Source organism: Wandonia sp., from assembly GCF_984588085.1.
In genome coordinates this window covers 1-15,879 of record NZ_CFIGVI010000045.1, presented here as the reverse complement: position 1 = coordinate 15,879, position 15,879 = coordinate 1, and the positions used below count along the sequence as shown (strand labels likewise).

Here is a 15,879-nt window from a genome sequence, read left to right as displayed (position 1 = left end):
TTCGAGACCCATCTTCCACCCTCAAAAAAGACTTCGCAGATGCGGAGTCTTTTTTGTTTTCTCTAATTGGAATATTCTCACAGGCAAAAATGACCTTACTATAATCCTGAATAAGGATTTCACTATCCGGAAATAAAACCGTACCTTTAAGAGTAAGATGAATGGTAAATTAAGACCACTTGTTTACCCTCAGAAAACTGGAATAGAAACAAAAAATCATAGTGAGATGGATAAGTTGAAAAATAAGGTAGCAATCGTAACCGGAGCAGGTTCCGGTATCGGAAGAGCAGTTGCGATTGCCTACGCCCGACAGGGAGCGAATGTGGTAGTCTCGGACATTAATGAGACAGGTGGAAATGAGACCGTAGAACTGATTAAGAAGGAAAACGGAAAGGCTGTTTTTTTCGAAGCAGATACATCCAAACCGGAAGATAATGAGTCTTTGGTGAATTTTGCTGTTCGGGAATTTGGGAAACTGGACGTAGCCTGTAATAATGCAGGGATTGGAGGAGAGTTGAATCTGACGGGAGATTATTCTCTGGAGAGTTGGAAACAGGTTCAGGACATCAATCTGAATGGGGTCTTTTACGGGTGTAAATATCAGCTGAAAGCGATGGAAGCAAACGGAGGAGGTGTAATTGTTAATATGGCTTCTATCCACGGTATGGTTGCCGCACCGCAATCGAGTGCCTATACTTCTACCAAACATGGAGTAGTGGGGTTGACCAAAAATATTGGTGCAGAATACGGAGCTAAAAATATCCGGTGTAATGCAGTGGGACCGGGATATATCAATACACCGCTTATTGAAAAGAATCTAAGTCCGGAAGTGATTGAAGTTTTGAAACAAAAGCATCCGATGGGGCGTTTAGGGGAACCTGAAGAAGTCGCTGAATTGGTTGTGTTTTTGAGTACAGATCAGTCATCTTTTATCACAGGAGCTTATTTTCTCATAGACGGAGGTTATACAGCCGTTTAGCTAGTTGTTGACGAATTCGTATGGGGACAACCGGTTGTGTGCTAAAAACCTGTCCGGTGCATAGAGAGTATTTTGAACGTTTTTTTTAAGTTTGTTCCAACTTGAAAAAAGGAAAGCTCTACTGATATGAAATGTTCTGTATGTTCTCATGAAATAACTGAAAAGTACTGTCCCGAATGTGGGCAGTACAACAAAGGAAAGAGAAGTACCGGATTATCTGTTTTGGAGGACTTTTTAGGAAATATCTTTTCTCTGGAAAAGTCCTTCTTTAAGAACATCTCTGTTATCCTGACACAGCCGGGGATGCTGGTGTCAAATTACTGGAACGGGTTTAGAGGTTTTTATTATAGCCCGGGGAGGTATTTAACGATCGCTTCTGTATTTGTCCTGATTCATTTTTTGTTCGCCCGAAATTTTTTAGGTATTCATGTGACAGGAACCGTTTCAGCACATTTAGCTTTCTTGTGTTTTAATATTTTTCTTTTTGCAGTTTCCGGTTTTATAACGTACCTGAGGTATAAAAAAAATTTTAGCGAGCATCTGATTTTAACCATTTATATGGTGAGTTTTTGGTCGATGCTATTCGTTCCGATTTCTATTCTTCTGAATGAGTTGGGAGAAAATGCGATAGTAGAAACCCTCTCTCTTGCTATTTTTTATGGACTAATTTTAGTCTGGATTTCCAGCCCTTTTATTATGTCTGTATGGAAACGAATGCTCTATGTTGTTCTGAATGCTATTGTACTTTTACTACTCTTGTTCCTGCTGACATACCTTACAGGGAGTTAGCTTTTGGTCAGAAAGATTTTATTTTCGAATCGTCCGAAGTGCTTTTTTTAGAATATAAGCTGTGGCAGTCGAGTTGTTATCCTTTTCCCATTTTTGACACAATTGAAAGACAAAATCAGGTTGGGTTTTACTGGCATCATTGAGCCAGTTTCCGACACTATCGCGAACATATTTCGAAGAATCCGCTTGTAACGGTTCAAGAAGAGGTAAGGCCAGTTCGGGGGTGGTTTTTAACTTTTCAATGTGTTTGCACCAGACTCCCCTCGGACGTGTGGCTTCTGTCGTAAAACGCCGTAGATTTTCGTCTTCCTCCGATGTCCATGTTGTAAGAATAGCAATACTTTTTTCCAGCTCCGTAGTAATCCGTTCGCGCACAGCCATCCAGCTTATTTCTCTCACGCCAAAATGAGTATCTGCTGCAAATAAACGTATCTGAGATAATGCCTCTCCGATACCTAACTCAGGATTCTTCCCGATTGAATAGGTCGCCCAGCAGCGTACAAGGTCGGCTTTGTGGGTGGAAATAAGAGCAAGAAAATTCGGGTCATTATGGTGTCGGATCTGTTCAGAAAGTCCCACACCGATGGCTTTATTTACAGTTGTTACTGTTTGTTTTTTTAACTGTTCAACAGAAGATTTGACCGGAAGCAAGTAATCCATTCGATCGCTCTGCTTCAGAAGATTTTCCAATAGACGGATTTGATCTACAGCCAACCACTCTACTAAATTGACCGTTTCGGTTTCACCCTTGTTTAGCTGTTCCAGTATTTCATGTGGAATGTCTTTTATACTTCGGGCTCCTTTTCTTTTTATTTCTCCCATATTGATTTGTTATTGCTATCACTGAAAAACGATAACTACCATTCTTTTGTACTTTTACAAAGTAGATAAAGTAAATTCAGAATAGCAATACCGCATAAAATTCTCCCTATGGGATAAAAAAGTCAATTTTATGAAAACAGGAGAAAGAACCATAGAAGAAAAAATTTGTCCTTTGGAGTTTGCCGTGAAAGCAATCAGTGGAAAGTGGAAAATTCCTATAGTATGGCGAATTAATGAAGGGGAGAAGCGACCAAGTGAATTCCTGAGAGGGATTGCAAAAGTGGACAGACGTGTCTTGAACCAGCAGTTAAAAGAACTGGAAGAGACAGGTATTCTGATGAAAAAATCATTTAACGAATTGCCACCACGTGTAGAATACTCGTTGACACCATTGGGTGAAAAACTGGTAGATGTTCTCTGGCAACTCAATGACTGGGGAGAAGTATTGCTCCGGGAGAAGGAAAGTAAATGAACAGAGACGAAGTGGTGGTTATTGTACAATTGTTCTGAAGGTTAGATTAATGCGGGGAGTTGTTATCTTCTTAGTGAGAGGTAGACGATGTAACCAGTGAGATTGTGTGGTTCCTTTCATTACAAGAAGGCTGCCATGTTCGAGTTTCAATTCTCTTTTCTCTCCGGAACGCTTGTGTTTAAACGCAAATTTTCGTTCAGCACCTAAACTCAGCGAACCAATAGCCCCGTTCTTTTTCAGGTCTTTTTCTCCGTCGCTGTGCCAGGCCATTCCTTCGTCACCGGTATGATAAAGGTTTAAGAGACAAGAGTTGTATGTTTCTCCACTTTCGGCTTCAATGATCTTTTTGAGAACTAATAATTCAGGTGTCCAGGGTAAGGCCTTTTTTGTGGTATTGGAATACGTATATTCAAATGTCTGATCTCCATACCAGGCAACCTTTCTTTTTGTGGAAATTCTTTTTCCGAAAATGACCGCTTCATCATGTTTCCAATCGATTGTTTCCAGTAACCGCTGAAAAAAATAATCTGCTTTTTTCGAAGGTAAAAGAACACCATGATATTGAACGACCCCGTCATAAGGAAGCAGGTTTTCTGATATGTCAAGTATTGAGCTGAATAAATCCATGTGCCTAAAGGTTCTGTTCATTTTGTGCCTGTTCCCAGCCTATAATAGCTGCTTTTCGGGTTGGCCCCCACATATACCCGCCAAATATTCCGGTCGATTGGATGACCCGGTGACAAGGAATAAGAAATGCGATGGGATTACTTCCGATGGCAGTTCCAACTGCCCGGGATGCATTCGGGTTGCCAATCTGACGGGCAATGGTTCCATACGTAGCAAGTTGCCCCTGAGGAATGGTCAGCAGACTTTTCCAAACTTTCAATTGAAAATCAGTTCCTTTAAGGTGTAACTTGATTTCCGGTAGCTGTTTATCTTTTGAAGAAAATATCGATACCGCGTTTTTCTGAAAATCATCTTGTCTCTGAACAAAATGAGCTGAGGGGAATTTATTTTGGAGATGGCGAAGAGCTTTGGATTCATCTTCCTCAAACGCCATATAGCAAATTCCTTTTGTCGTTGAAGCAATAATAAGCGTGCCGAAAGTACTGATGAAAAAACTATAGTTGATTGTAAGGGACTTGCCTCCGTTTTTGTACTCGGCAGGTGTCATTCCTTCAATTTTAACGAAGAGATCATGAAGACGACTGGTACTGGACAGCCCTGTTTCAAAAGCTGTATCAAATAAGCTGATCTGCTGATCCGAAGTGAGAATTTGCTTGGCATATTCAACACTGATGTATTGCAGAAATTTCTTGGGACTGGTTCCCGCCCATTCTGTAAACAGTCGTTGAAAATGGGAAGGACTCAGGTTGATATGTGCAGCGATCTCATCCAATGAAGGTTGTGTCTTGAAGTTTTGCCGGATAAACTCTATTGCATCGGCAATTCGCTGGTAATTTAACTGTTCTGCTGTTTTCATATCAAAGGTGTCTTCCGGGACAAAGGTCGTAAGTAGAATGCAAATAGAAAATCCGGATCATGCTGAATTTTGATCTTTTGAGAATAGAAAAAATTTCAGTTATCAACCATTTGCCTTTTCCGTTACTTTACCAAATCAACTACCAGTGCAAGTGCAATGTCTGTAGTCTTAAACGGTGGATAGCAGATTTATACGGAAGCGGTGTAATTCAGTAAAACAAAAACTAAGGTAATAATTGCAGGAAGTGCCTGTACGACAAAAATTCTCCGGGATGCTGTAACTGCTCCGTATATTCCGGCGATACTCACACAACCAAGAAAAAATAAAGCCACATTATCAGACCAGACAGGGTCACTGATAAAAAGAGACCAAATAAGTCCTGCTGCTAAAAAACCATTGTAAAGTCCCTGATTGGCAGCCATACTCTTAGTGGGCTTAAACAAATCCGCAGGAAAGGTTGTAAAGGTCTTTTTTCCAAGAGTTTCCCACGCAAACATTTCCATATAAAGTATATAAAGATGTTCAAGAGCTACGAGTGCAATTAATAATTTCGATAGTATTTCCATAAAGTCTTAAATTACGTTCAGAAAGAACTAGTTCTGTTTTAAAGATACGTTTTTTGAAGTAAGCCTTGTCTTTTTTCTATTCATATTTTTATGCTTCCGGAACGGTATAAGTCAAGAGCTGCCTGTAAGATTTCTTCAAGTACATTCAGCGGAATATCTTTGTCAGGAGAAACCCTGAAAATTTTCATCCGTGTGCGATTTCCAGTCTCCAGTTCCAGGAAATTCAGATGTTTTCCTTCTACAAATAGAAGATAAGGTTCTTCGGTTTTTTTGTCTGTCCACAGGTAACAGAACATTTTATTTTTGTAGCAGAAGCAGGGCATTCCCCACTTCTGCGTTTCAGTTATCTGTTCATCCTGAGACAAAATAATGGATCTAAGAGCGAGTAGACAGCTTTTATTCGGCTCTTCCTTATTGAGGTAATACTGATACAAATTATCCTCCATAACTTACTTATTTTACTTCCGGATCGACAGCAATAAAAATTTCTACCTCTGCATTTTCCGGAGTTTGTTTAATTGGATCATACGTTTCAAAATCGGCTGTATATGATCTTTTCAGATCTTCATTCCAGATTTTTAACCACGCATTGTACACAATATTCTGTTGTAAATTTCCTTTGACGGTATATTTGTGATAGGGAGCTGCGGAAATGGTTTTACCTGTCATATTTTCAGGGATCTCATCAAGAGAGGATACCCGACAACCTATAAGAGTGGTATAGGGACGTGTATGGTCTTTTTCATAATCCGTGTACATACAATATACTGTATTGTCCAGTTTATTCGGGATCTTTTCGAGAATTTGTTCCTGCATAAACTGTTCCCACAATGCCGGAATGTCTTTTGTGGATTGTCCGTTTTCATTAGTTGTTCTGACAGAAATACCAATGATGTGAAAGGGTGTAATACTAACTTTTTCCATCTTTAATTGTTTTGATTAAATGCAAAATTAGGAGGTGAGGTGTCAAAGGTATGTCAGGGGTCCAAAGATGATTTCTGACGACAAATCTCAAAGTATTCCCTAAGTGACATTGGATGTGGCTCAAACTGTTCTTTTTCAGTAATAAGCTGCGAAATGCGATCGAGGCGGAAAGATCTGAATTCGTTACGCAACCTGCAAAAAGCAATCAGAATCCAGTTTTCCTGTGTACTGTATAGAGCAAAAGGTTCGATACATCTGGTTGTTTCTTCTCCCGATTCGGATGTGTAACGAATTCGGCAAATTGTATAATTGGTTAATGCAATTTGTAACAGAGAGAGAAAGTTACTGGTGGTTTCATTGCTTAGGTTCTGTCTGAAAACAACGCGTTCAGCAAGGAGGTTTGCTTTGTCTTTTGTTGTGTAGCGAAGTACAGACTTAATTTTTAGAATAGCTTCCGAATAGGATTTGATCAAAGATGCATCTTTATTCTGCTTAATCAGTTGTTCAGCTGTGATCAGAGCATTGGCTTCACTTTCTGAAAACATGACAGGAGGGATGTGGTAACCGTCCATAATCGAGTATCCTTTTCCTTCTTCCGTGAAAATCGGAACTCCTGCTTGTTCCAGTGTGCGTATATCCCTGTAAATCGTACGAACACTTACGGAGAAGTTTTCCGCAAGTTCTGTCGCCGTCAGAAGTCGTTTCGACTGCAGTTGTGTGAGGATCGCTGTCAGTCGGGCCATGCGCTTTAGATCGTGTGCACTCATCGTTTGATCTCCTCAAGTATAGAAGTTCCCGAAGAACCGTTACCTGATGTCCATTCCCAGGACTCATATAAGCGTACTCTACCATCCGCAAGTAATTTCGGTCGGGAAGAACAAACGCCTGTCATCAGTTCATTATTTATATTGATGTGATGGTATTTCATATCCAGATTTCCATTCGAATCCATTCGGGCAATCAGATGTCCCTTCAGAATCTCTCCTCCCGAATAATCTGCCCAGACCAGTTTGCCTTCCTGATGATATTCGAAACGGGTTGATTCGGACACTTCTCCATCAGTAGAGTTTTCTACAGCAACGAATCGTTTGTTATTTAGATTTATCATGTTCTATCGTTTGTGGTGTCAATTGTAAATGCAAAATGGGATAAGGTTTCCCACATCCGTCTGTCTCCGAACGCTTGAATACGTGAAAACCATTTTTTTCATAGAAACGAAGTGCATCAGGGTTGTCTGCATTAACATCCACTTTAGTAATTTGAAATTGCTGTATCGCATCTTGTAAAAGTGTTTTCCCAACTCCTTTTCCGTGTAACTCCGGTGTGACGAATAACATCTCTAATGTTTGCTCTGAAATGCCATAAAAACCAATGATTTCATCTTTTTCGCGAATACAACGTAAAGTTACGGCATCCAGATATTCATTCAGGATACGTTCTCTGTAGAATTGAATATCTTCTTCATTAAGAAAGTGATGCGTAGCTCTGACAGCGCGTTCCCAAACTCCGATAAGGATTGGATATTCAGTTGTGTTTACGTTTTCAACAAGATACTTCATGATTCGCTTTTTCAATACACACTTAAAAGACTATTGTATCAAAAGTAGTCATTCCCGGTTAGTTTGAAAAATGACTTCTGATTGTATTCTCTTAGTTCTCGTTTGAAAAAAAATAAGAAACTCTCTCCATCCGGTTCAAGTCGAAGAATGATATCGTGTTTGAATCACTCATGTGTAACAGAGGGTAAGAATTTCTTTCGTCCAGTGTTTTAGGATATAAATACCAGGAGGTACCTCCGTCAAACGAAATATAGGTAAAGTCATTATCGAGAATCAGGATCAACTGTTTTTGTTCCAGAATGCGAATATCTGAGTTCACCTGTAATGAACCCGCACCGTTTTTAAATACAAGTTGACGTTGGTTGATGAGTTGGAAATTATGATATTCGGTTACTGTATGCTGATCTTGTTTAGTCTTAGGGAATTGTCGTTTCTTATATTCCCGGATCAGGAAACCCCAATTAGTTTGGTGTTTTACAAGTAAGGGACGGAAGAAGGGAGAATTATTGATATTGTAGGGGTCAATTCCCCAGGAGCCTAAATAAAGGGAGTCTCCGGAACGCGAAATTGAGTGACGGTTATAATTGTCATTGTAATGCACACCTTTGGGTGTTTTCAACGAATCAATTATACGCCCGTTTCGTATAAGGTAATAGATACCCTGATGATACCGTTTTTTGTTTTTTATCTCTCTACGGGAGAAGCCCAAGGCATGTTCCTTATCAATAAAAACCAAATCCCGGAAAGAATAGTCCTGAAAGAGTTGTCTAAGAAGAGGGGCTTCTTCCCATGTTTTTCCACTATCGGTGGAGCGAAAGATCGTAGTCGTATAAGGACAGTCATTGGTTCGCCAGTAGTCACATTCAGGAGCGAATTTTTCACGAATTCCTGCTGTTTGGTAAAGTACATGATTAAAGCTGTCAATGTAAAGGTATCCACTGTAAAAAAGATGTATGTCTTCCCGGGGTGTGTAGTGTTGAATACTGTTGGTCTTGGTGTCAAAAAGAGAAAATACTTTTTTTGAACTGTACAGGTTTGTTGTATCAAGTACATAGTCTATCTGTCCAAAATAGATCGTGCTGTCTGAAGTTGGATAAAGAGGGCCACTCCAATTACGTCTTTTATATGGAAGAAAGCTTCTGTCAAACTGAATAGGTTTTGTTTTTCTTGTCAGTTTCAGTCCGGGGCTAGAAAAGTTAGTAAGGACATATTCCTCCGCTTTTTTTGTTAATGCTCTATTCCGTTTATATGGGATAAAATGCAATGCTAGTGAATCATAAATAGAGCGCGGAATTATGAAATTCCAGGAATGTATATTAGTAATAGTTACATTGCCCTTTGTTTTGGGAAGTTTATACAACAAGGAATGAGCCCATCCCGGAAAATAATAGTGCCCAGGAACAAATTGAAGTGTTGTTCGTAAGTCCTCTTTCTCTGCTTCATGTGGAGTGATAAATATACCTAACCCTCCGCTTCCTGTTGGTTGGTTTATGTACATGGTGTCTTTTTTATGGATAATTCGTATAGATAGTTTGGAAAAACGATCATTCTTAGGGAGTGATAAAGAAAAGTCATTGATACAAATGTGGTCGTAAAAATCCGTCGACCATTCAATTGTTGGGGTTAGCGAATCACATGGAATGGATGAACCGGAGAAAGACAGGCTGTCGATCATAATCGTGTACTTTTTGTTGTTCGAAAATTGAATATCTTTTCCCTCCTGATCCTGGATACGATAAAAATAGCGGGAAGAAAAGTCTATCCATCCCGGTTGTGCATAGAGAGAAGTATAAAAGGAAGAGATTAGGAAACATAAGAAAAGAGTAATTCTGGATACCATAGTATATGATTTTGCTTCGGTAGTACACGTGCCTGAATGAAAGGTTCATTTTTTAGTGTGAGCTTTCGATTGAGGAAAAGAAATGGAAAATACCACGAAATGTTAATTACATGTTGAAAAATCCGAAAGTCAGTCTGTAAAACATAGTGTAAAACCCGTTGAAAATCGTTATCTTTGCTAGTCTTGTGAATCATTTTTTGATTCAGAAAATACAACAAAATATGAGTGAAGAAAAGAAGAACTATTCAGCGGACAATATTCAGGTCTTAGAGGGATTAGAGGCGGTACGTAAGCGACCGGCGATGTATATTGGTGACACGGGAGTTAAAGGTCTTCATCACCTGGTATATGAGGTGGTTGACAACTCCATTGATGAAGCTTTGGCAGGATATTGTGACCGTATCGAAGTATATATTAATGAAGACAACTCAATTACAGTAAAAGATAACGGTCGTGGGATTCCGACGGCAATGCATACGAAAGAGAAAAAGTCAGCACTGGAAGTGGTAATGACGGTACTGCATGCCGGAGGTAAATTCGACAAAGACACCTATAAAGTTTCTGGAGGTCTTCACGGGGTAGGGGTATCCTGTGTAAATGCGCTTTCAACAAGTCTTAAAGCTACTGTGTATCGTGAAGGGAAAATTTTCCAGCAGGAGTACCAGATTGGAAAACCACTTTACGCCGTAAAAGAAGTAGGAGAGTCGGATAAAACAGGAACAGAAGTTACTTTCCATCCGGATGATTCTATTTTTGAAATGACGGTATACAATTTCGAAACACTGGCTGCCCGTATGCGTGAGCTTGCCTTTTTGAATAAAGGAATTCGAATTGTTTTGGTGGATAAGCGTGAACAGGACGAAAACGGTAATTTCTTAGCGAATGAATTCTTCTCGGAAGGTGGATTAGCTGAGTTTTGTCAGTATCTGGATCGTAACCGCGAACCGATCATTGAGGAGATCATCTATGTGGAAGGAGAGAAAGATGGAATTCCTGTAGAGGTCGCAATGGTTTACAATAATACGTATTCGGAGAATATTCACTCTTACGTGAATAATATCAATACACACGAAGGAGGTACGCATTTGTCAGGATTCCGCCGTGGATTGACAAATACCTTGAAAAAATATGCTGATGAAAGCGGTTTGTTAGCAAAGGAGAAAATCGAAATTGTAGGGGATGATTTCCGTGAGGGACTTACTGCAGTTATTTCTGTAAAAGTAATGGAGCCGCAATTCCAGGGACAGACAAAAACGAAATTGGGTAATCAGGAAGTTTCGGCTCCGGTTTCGCAATTGGTTTCTGAAATGTTAGCCAATTATTTGGAAGAACATCCGAATGATGCTAAACGAATTGTAGAGAAAGTACTTTTGGCTGCCCGAGCGCGTCACGCAGCCCGTAAGGCTCGTGAGATGGTACAACGTAAAAATGTACTTTCCGGATCAGGATTGCCTGGTAAACTTGCGGATTGTTCTGAAAAAGATCCGTCTATATGTGAAATTTACTTCGTCGAGGGAGATTCCGCAGGAGGAACAGCTAAACAAGGTCGGGATCGTCACTTCCAGGCGATTATGCCTTTGCGAGGTAAGATTTTGAACGTGGAAAAAGCCATGCATCACAAAATCTTTGAAAACGAAGAGATTAAAAATATCTATACAGCTTTAGGTGTACGTGTGGGAACGGAAGAAGATTCCAAAGCACTTAACCTGGAGAAGTTGAGATACCATAAGATCATCATTATGTGTGATGCCGATGTCGACGGTTCTCACATTGAGACATTAATTCTTACCTTCTTCTTCCGCTATATGAAAGAGTTGATTGAGAACGGATACGTTTACATTGCAACACCACCTTTGTATCAGGTGAAGAAAGGCGGAAAAGCAGAATATGCATGGAATGATGACCAAAGAGATTTGTTGATTCAGCAAATGAAAGGTGGTGGCTCCGAATCATCTGTTTCAGTACAACGATACAAAGGTTTGGGAGAGATGAATGCAGAACAGCTTTGGGAAACAACAATGAGTCCGGAAGGTCGTACACTTCGTCAGGTAACTATTGAAAATGCAGCAGAATGTGATCAGATTTTCTCTATGTTGATGGGAGATGATGTACCACCTCGTCGTGAATTTATTGAGAAGCACGCGAAATATGCAAATATAGATGTGTAAGTAACGAAAAATAGCCGGGGGAGATACTTCCCTTCGTAGCCATAAAAAAATAAAGGCAGCCTAAGGGTTGCCTTTATTTTTTTAGTCAATAGGAGAGAATAATGCCCTGTATGTGGGTTGTAAACTGCGGAATTATTATCGTATTTTTGAAAATATGGAAAAAGAGAATTTACATGTTACAGGTATGACTTGTACAGCTTGTGCAAATAGCATAGAAAGTTTTCTCAAACATGAAGAGGGAGTCAATAAAATTGAAGTGAATTATGCAAACTCTTCCGTTTTATTAGAATATGAGCCGGAAAAAATAACGCTAGAGCAAATTGCCGAAATAGTAGACGATTTGGGATATGGATTGATCCTTCCAACTGAAGACGCAGAGAAGCAGGCAAAGGAAGAACACGAAAAGCGTTTCAAAACATTACAAAGAAATACGATAGGGGCTTTTATTTTCGCTTTTCCTTTATTTGTTATCGGGATGTTTTTTATGAATTGGCATCCTGGAGGATGGATCAGTTGGGGGCTGGCTACTCCTTTACTTTTTTTATTCGGGAAAGATTTCTTTGTACATGCCTGGAAACAGGCATTGAAGGCTACAACCAGTATGGATACTTTGGTAGCGGTTAGCACAGGAACCGCATATCTATACAGTGTTTTTAATCTCTTGTATCCATCTTTTTTTAGTGAAAGAGGAATAGAGCCTCACCTTTATTTTGAGGCTTCAGGGGTGATTATTGCTTTTATTCTGTTAGGTAAATGGATGGAAGAACGAGCCAAAGGTGCTACTTCAACAGCGATCAGACAACTGATGGAACTACAGCCGGATTCTTTGTGGATTTTGGATAAGGACGGAAACCAAAAGGAAATACCAGCTTCCCGGGTAGAAAAAGGAATGAGAGTTGTTGTAAAACCGGGAGATAAAATTCCGGTTGATGGAAGAGTTACAGATGGAGATTCGTATGTAGATGAGAGTACGATTACGGGAGAACCAATAGCCGTTTTTAAGGCAGCCGGGGATACTGTATTTACCGGAACACTTAATCAAAAGGGTAGTTTTGTTATAGAAGCGACAAAAGTGGGGAGTGAAACTGTCCTTGCACAGATTATTGAAATGGTTAAACAGGCGCAGGGAAGTAAAGCTCCTGTTCAACGTCTTGTTGATAAGGTATCTGCGATTTTTGTTCCGACTGTAATGATAATTGCTGTAGTAAGTGCTGTTGCCTGGTGGATTTTCGGAACAGAGAATAGTTTTGCTGTAGGCCTAAATGCTTTTGTAACCGTCCTTGTGATTGCCTGCCCTTGTGCTCTGGGATTGGCAACACCAACGGCAGTAGTAACATCAATCGGATCTGCGGCGCGGTTAGGTGTCCTGATAAAAGATGCCGAAGCTATCGAACGGCTATCGGAAGTTACGGACCTTATTGTGGATAAAACAGGTACAGTGACCGAGGGACATCCGGTTGTACAGGAAGTGTATTTTGATGGAAGTGTAACGAATGAAGAAAAAAGATTGTTTCATGAAATCGAGTCGCGTTCAGAGCATCCGTTGGCGCATGCCGTAGTCAATTATTTTTCAGCCAAAGAGATTGAAAAAACAGCCCCTGATTCGTTTGAAAGTATTACCGCAAGGGGAGTTAAGGCAACAAAAGGAGATAAGGAATATTATGTCGGAAGCCATATACTGGTAGACGAATTAGGGGCAGAAGGAGGTGCTGCTTTACGAGGGAAGTTAAAAGATCAGGCAAGAACACTTATCTATTTTATCAGACAGGGAAAAGTAATCGGTATAATGGCAATTGATGATGCTATTAAACCGCATTCTGCTGAAGCCATTCACAACTTGCAACAGAAAGGAGTCACGATTCACATGCTTACAGGAGATAGCGTAAAAACAGCAAATCGTGTAGCGGAAAATGTGGGGATAGATGTCGTGAAGGCTGATTGTTCCCCTTCTGATAAGGGAGAGTATATCCGACAGCTTCAGTCTGAAGGAAAGGTTGTAGCAATGGTCGGGGATGGAATCAATGATTCGGAAGCACTTGCACAATCGGATGTTAGTATTGCCATGGGAAAAGGAGCAGATGTGGCGAAAGATGTGGCAAAGATTACAATTCTTTCCTCTGATTTATTATTGATCCCTGCGGCTTATAGACTTTCCAAAAAAACAGTAAAGATCATTCGCCAAAATTTATTTTGGGCCTTTATTTATAACGTGCTGGGAATTCCGGTTGCTGCGGGAGTACTGATTCCGATAAATGGATTCATGCTAAGTCCTATGATTGCAGGAGCAGCTATGGCTTTAAGTTCAGTGTCCGTTGTTACCAACAGTTTACGATTACGAAAGTAGAAAAGAATAAGGAAAAAAATACGCTTCAATCAGAAGCGTATTTTTATTTTCAGAGAGGATTAATCCATATTTTTTACGGAAATAGTTTTCCGGTTGGGTTCTGGCATTGTACCAAATACTCTATCCCAAAAAGAAGTGGTTACCCCAAATGCCCTGTCGTGTTGCTGATAGTGGTGAATATTGTGATGTCTCCACCAGAAATTAAATCGTTTCGGCGCCGGAACTTTGTGAATGGTATAATGCACAGTCATATAAGATACATATCCAATCATAAATCCGGATCCGAAAGTGTAGGCATAACTACCGATGATCAGATAGAAAACACCAAAGAAAATAGCGGCAATCAGTAATGAGGGAACCGGAGGTAAAACAAGTCGATCCTTATCATTCGGGTAGTAATGATGGATTCCATGAAAAAGGTACTGAATCCCTGAAGAAAAAGTAGCATCACCAATTTTATGATATAAAAAGCGATGCATAAAATACTCTGCCAACGTCCAGGAAAAATATCCGGTAAAGAAGGCCAGAATGATTGATGTTGCACTTGGATTGATATTGAGGTAATAGTACCTTATCAGGAAAAATCCAATTACAAAATACATCAATAAAATGACGATTGGATGGGTTTTGGTTAACAGCTCAAGAAATTTATTTTTAAAGAGCTTCGGCGATTTACTATTCGGATATACGGGTATTTCGTATTGGCTCATGACTAGTTATTTTTGCAAATGTCTTAAAAAAATGGAAAACTATTCCCTTAAAATATATTAAAAAAACGATATTTTAACATAGGACAAGGAGAAAAGTTTCGATTATTTTTTTTGAAATAAAAGTATGATGCGCATAATATAAGGTGAGAAACGTTTCCTGTTTTTGTTTTTATAACGAATTGATTTGTAGAGACGAAAAAATAAAGTTTAGAAAAATAGAGCAGAGATGTGGTGCCCGAAACGAGGGGGCAATTACTGATTGAAAAGAGTAGGGAACCGTATGTTGAGAAAAAAATGTGCAGTTTGAGATAGGAATATTGGGAGAATGGATGACAGGGGTGTTAGTTGATTTTGTATAAAAAATAGGATAGTATCTTCCTCTCCAATTATTGTTACTTGTTTTAAGGTGTGCTAAAATCGTTATCTTTGCAGGCTGTAACACCACAGAAGTAGAATGGTGTAAGAGGCTAAGCGAAAAAGAAAACAATGTTTAGACATCAGGGCAAAAGCAGAACACTTACACATAATCTACAAATCGCTACCGTTCTGTCTTTTGTGGCCGGAATCGTAAATGTCACCGGTTTTTTAGCATTTCAACAGTTAACAACAAATGTAACCGGACATTTTGCATTGTTTATCAATGATATAGCCAATGCGGATTTTTGGAAAGGAACTATCTATTTCCTCTATATTTTTTCGTTCTTATTTGGTTCTTTTTTATCAGGCTTTCTCATTGAAATGTTCCGGGAGAGTAAAAAACTAAATATTTTTCTGGTTCCGATGATACTGGAGTCATTGATCCTGATTTCAATTGCATTCGTGGGAAATATTGCAGAAATAACCTATCCTGATAGTATTGTTTGTCTGTTACTTTTCGCAATGGGACTACAAAACTCTTATGTTACAAAAATTTCTAATGCTATTGTTCGTACTACGCATCTGACCGGACTTTTTACGGATTTAGGAATTGATATATCACTATTATTTTTCCCGAAATCACATCCGAACAGAGAGAAGCTAAAAGCAAATATCAAACTTCGTTTATACATTATTTCATTCTTTTTTGCAGGCGGGTTGATCGGTGGTTTTCTATACTCTGAGATCGATTTGAAACTGAATACCCTGTTCGTCGGAGCTTTTATATTGCTAATGAGTTTATTCTATGATGATTTCCGGTTTAAACTGATTAAGGCTAAAAGGAAATATGCCAGTAAGAGAGTTCT

General features: G+C 39.5%; 17 protein-coding genes. 6 read left to right on the top strand and 11 right to left on the bottom strand.

All coding sequences use genetic code 11. The features are described 5' to 3' along the window. Positions 1 to 226 precede the first annotated feature (226 nt). Positions 227 to 979, top strand: coding sequence for an SDR family NAD(P)-dependent oxidoreductase (locus AC4PL9_RS13010; RefSeq protein WP_491605179.1), 753 nt, complete (start codon positions 227 to 229; stop codon positions 977 to 979). A 126-nt stretch (positions 980 to 1,105) separates the two neighbouring features. Next, positions 1,106 to 1,768, top strand: coding sequence for a hypothetical protein (locus AC4PL9_RS13005; protein WP_491605178.1), 663 nt, complete (start codon positions 1,106 to 1,108; stop codon positions 1,766 to 1,768). An 18-nt stretch (positions 1,769 to 1,786) separates the two neighbouring features. Here AC4PL9_RS13005 and AC4PL9_RS13000 read toward each other — a convergent pair whose 3' ends face one another. Further along, a complete protein-coding gene (locus AC4PL9_RS13000) occupies positions 1,787 to 2,590 on the bottom strand; it encodes a DNA alkylation repair protein (protein ID WP_491605177.1) in 804 nt (267 codons plus the stop codon). Positions 2,591 to 2,720: 130 nt separating this feature from the next. Here AC4PL9_RS13000 and AC4PL9_RS12995 point away from each other — a divergent pair, with 130 nt between their 5' ends. Beyond that, the gene (locus tag AC4PL9_RS12995; protein ID WP_491605176.1) at positions 2,721 to 3,062 is read left to right on the top strand and encodes a winged helix-turn-helix transcriptional regulator; all 342 of its coding nucleotides are present in this window, start codon (positions 2,721 to 2,723) and stop codon (positions 3,060 to 3,062) included. Between the two features lie 18 nt (positions 3,063 to 3,080). Here AC4PL9_RS12995 and AC4PL9_RS12990 read toward each other — a convergent pair whose 3' ends face one another. The 9 genes from AC4PL9_RS12990 to AC4PL9_RS12950 form a co-directional block, all read right to left on the bottom strand. Beyond that, positions 3,081 to 3,689: an alpha-ketoglutarate-dependent dioxygenase AlkB family protein gene (locus tag AC4PL9_RS12990; RefSeq protein WP_491605189.1), complete on the bottom strand. Its 609-nt coding sequence runs from the start codon at positions 3,687 to 3,689 to the stop codon at positions 3,081 to 3,083. A gap of 4 nt (positions 3,690 to 3,693) precedes the next feature. Then, positions 3,694 to 4,545: a methylated-DNA--[protein]-cysteine S-methyltransferase gene (locus tag AC4PL9_RS12985; protein ID WP_491605175.1), complete on the bottom strand. Its 852-nt coding sequence runs from the start codon at positions 4,543 to 4,545 to the stop codon at positions 3,694 to 3,696. Positions 4,546 to 4,733: 188 nt separating this feature from the next. Beyond that, a complete protein-coding gene (locus AC4PL9_RS12980) occupies positions 4,734 to 5,111 on the bottom strand; it encodes a DUF1304 domain-containing protein (RefSeq protein WP_491605174.1) in 378 nt (125 codons plus the stop codon). 80 nt (positions 5,112 to 5,191) lie between these two features. After that, positions 5,192 to 5,557 carry a DUF1801 domain-containing protein gene (locus tag AC4PL9_RS12975; protein ID WP_491605173.1) on the bottom strand — a complete coding sequence of 122 codons (366 nt, stop codon included), beginning with the start codon at positions 5,555 to 5,557 and terminating at the stop codon, positions 5,192 to 5,194. Positions 5,558 to 5,564: 7 nt separating this feature from the next. Continuing rightward, positions 5,565 to 6,035: a GyrI-like domain-containing protein gene (locus AC4PL9_RS12970; protein WP_491605172.1), complete on the bottom strand. Its 471-nt coding sequence runs from the start codon at positions 6,033 to 6,035 to the stop codon at positions 5,565 to 5,567. A 53-nt stretch (positions 6,036 to 6,088) separates the two neighbouring features. Continuing rightward, positions 6,089 to 6,802: a helix-turn-helix transcriptional regulator gene (locus tag AC4PL9_RS12965; protein ID WP_491605171.1), complete on the bottom strand. Its 714-nt coding sequence runs from the start codon at positions 6,800 to 6,802 to the stop codon at positions 6,089 to 6,091. Then, on the bottom strand, positions 6,799 to 7,143 hold the full coding sequence (locus tag AC4PL9_RS12960; RefSeq protein ID WP_491605170.1) for an avidin-fold protein: 345 nt from the start codon (positions 7,141 to 7,143) through the stop codon (positions 6,799 to 6,801). Before AC4PL9_RS12960 ends, AC4PL9_RS12965 begins: the two co-directional genes overlap by 4 nt. After that, on the bottom strand, positions 7,127 to 7,594 hold the full coding sequence (locus tag AC4PL9_RS12955; RefSeq protein ID WP_491605169.1) for a GNAT family N-acetyltransferase: 468 nt from the start codon (positions 7,592 to 7,594) through the stop codon (positions 7,127 to 7,129). Before AC4PL9_RS12955 ends, AC4PL9_RS12960 begins: the two co-directional genes overlap by 17 nt. 91 nt (positions 7,595 to 7,685) lie before the next feature. After that, complete coding sequence (locus tag AC4PL9_RS12950; RefSeq protein ID WP_491605168.1) at positions 7,686 to 9,434, bottom strand: hypothetical protein; 1,749 nt, start codon at positions 9,432 to 9,434, stop codon at positions 7,686 to 7,688. Between the two features lie 221 nt (positions 9,435 to 9,655). Here AC4PL9_RS12950 and gyrB point away from each other — a divergent pair, with 221 nt between their 5' ends. Both gyrB and AC4PL9_RS12940 read left to right on the top strand, forming a co-directional pair. Then, positions 9,656 to 11,602, top strand: coding sequence for a DNA topoisomerase (ATP-hydrolyzing) subunit B (gene gyrB, locus AC4PL9_RS12945; protein WP_491605167.1), 1,947 nt, complete (start codon positions 9,656 to 9,658; stop codon positions 11,600 to 11,602). A gap of 154 nt (positions 11,603 to 11,756) precedes the next feature. Then, positions 11,757 to 13,946 (top strand): heavy metal translocating P-type ATPase, encoded by a 2,190-nt coding sequence (locus AC4PL9_RS12940; RefSeq protein WP_491605166.1) that lies wholly within the window; start codon positions 11,757 to 11,759, stop codon positions 13,944 to 13,946. Positions 13,947 to 14,005: 59 nt separating this feature from the next. On the opposite strand, the gene AC4PL9_RS12935 is transcribed toward AC4PL9_RS12940, so the two are convergent. Continuing rightward, entirely contained in the window at positions 14,006 to 14,656 is a 651-nt protein-coding gene (locus AC4PL9_RS12935) for a sterol desaturase family protein (RefSeq protein ID WP_491605165.1), read from the bottom strand. A 486-nt stretch (positions 14,657 to 15,142) separates the two neighbouring features. Here AC4PL9_RS12935 and AC4PL9_RS12930 point away from each other — a divergent pair. After that, on the top strand, positions 15,143 to 15,879 hold a 737-nt coding region (locus AC4PL9_RS12930), incomplete at its 3' end, for a YoaK family protein (RefSeq protein WP_491605164.1).

Excerpts from the sequence above, each read along its gene's own strand:
- AC4PL9_RS13005 (WP_491605178.1), top strand. The coding sequence starts at position 1,106 with ATGAAATGTTCTGTATGTTCTCATGAAATAACTGAAAAGTACTGTCCC.
- AC4PL9_RS13000 (WP_491605177.1), bottom strand. The coding sequence starts at position 2,590 with ATGGGAGAAATAAAAAGAAAAGGAGCCCGAAGTATAAAAGACATTCCA.
- AC4PL9_RS12990 (WP_491605189.1), bottom strand. The coding sequence starts at position 3,689 with ATGGATTTATTCAGCTCAATACTTGACATATCAGAAAACCTGCTTCCT.
- AC4PL9_RS12935 (WP_491605165.1), bottom strand. The coding sequence starts at position 14,656 with ATGAGCCAATACGAAATACCCGTATATCCGAATAGTAAATCGCCGAAG.
- AC4PL9_RS12985 (WP_491605175.1), bottom strand. The coding sequence starts at position 4,545 with ATGAAAACAGCAGAACAGTTAAATTACCAGCGAATTGCCGATGCAATA.
- AC4PL9_RS12975 (WP_491605173.1), bottom strand. The coding sequence starts at position 5,557 with ATGGAGGATAATTTGTATCAGTATTACCTCAATAAGGAAGAGCCGAAT.
- AC4PL9_RS12980 (WP_491605174.1), bottom strand. The coding sequence starts at position 5,111 with ATGGAAATACTATCGAAATTATTAATTGCACTCGTAGCTCTTGAACAT.
- AC4PL9_RS12955 (WP_491605169.1), bottom strand. The coding sequence starts at position 7,594 with ATGAAGTATCTTGTTGAAAACGTAAACACAACTGAATATCCAATCCTT.
- gyrB (WP_491605167.1), top strand. The coding sequence starts at position 9,656 with ATGAGTGAAGAAAAGAAGAACTATTCAGCGGACAATATTCAGGTCTTA.
- AC4PL9_RS13010 (WP_491605179.1), top strand. The coding sequence starts at position 227 with ATGGATAAGTTGAAAAATAAGGTAGCAATCGTAACCGGAGCAGGTTCC.
- AC4PL9_RS12965 (WP_491605171.1), bottom strand. The coding sequence starts at position 6,802 with ATGAGTGCACACGATCTAAAGCGCATGGCCCGACTGACAGCGATCCTC.
- AC4PL9_RS12970 (WP_491605172.1), bottom strand. The coding sequence starts at position 6,035 with ATGGAAAAAGTTAGTATTACACCCTTTCACATCATTGGTATTTCTGTC.
- AC4PL9_RS12940 (WP_491605166.1), top strand. The coding sequence starts at position 11,757 with ATGGAAAAAGAGAATTTACATGTTACAGGTATGACTTGTACAGCTTGT.
- AC4PL9_RS12960 (WP_491605170.1), bottom strand. The coding sequence starts at position 7,143 with ATGATAAATCTAAATAACAAACGATTCGTTGCTGTAGAAAACTCTACT.
- AC4PL9_RS12995 (WP_491605176.1), top strand. The coding sequence starts at position 2,721 with ATGAAAACAGGAGAAAGAACCATAGAAGAAAAAATTTGTCCTTTGGAG.
- AC4PL9_RS12950 (WP_491605168.1), bottom strand. The coding sequence starts at position 9,434 with ATGGTATCCAGAATTACTCTTTTCTTATGTTTCCTAATCTCTTCCTTT.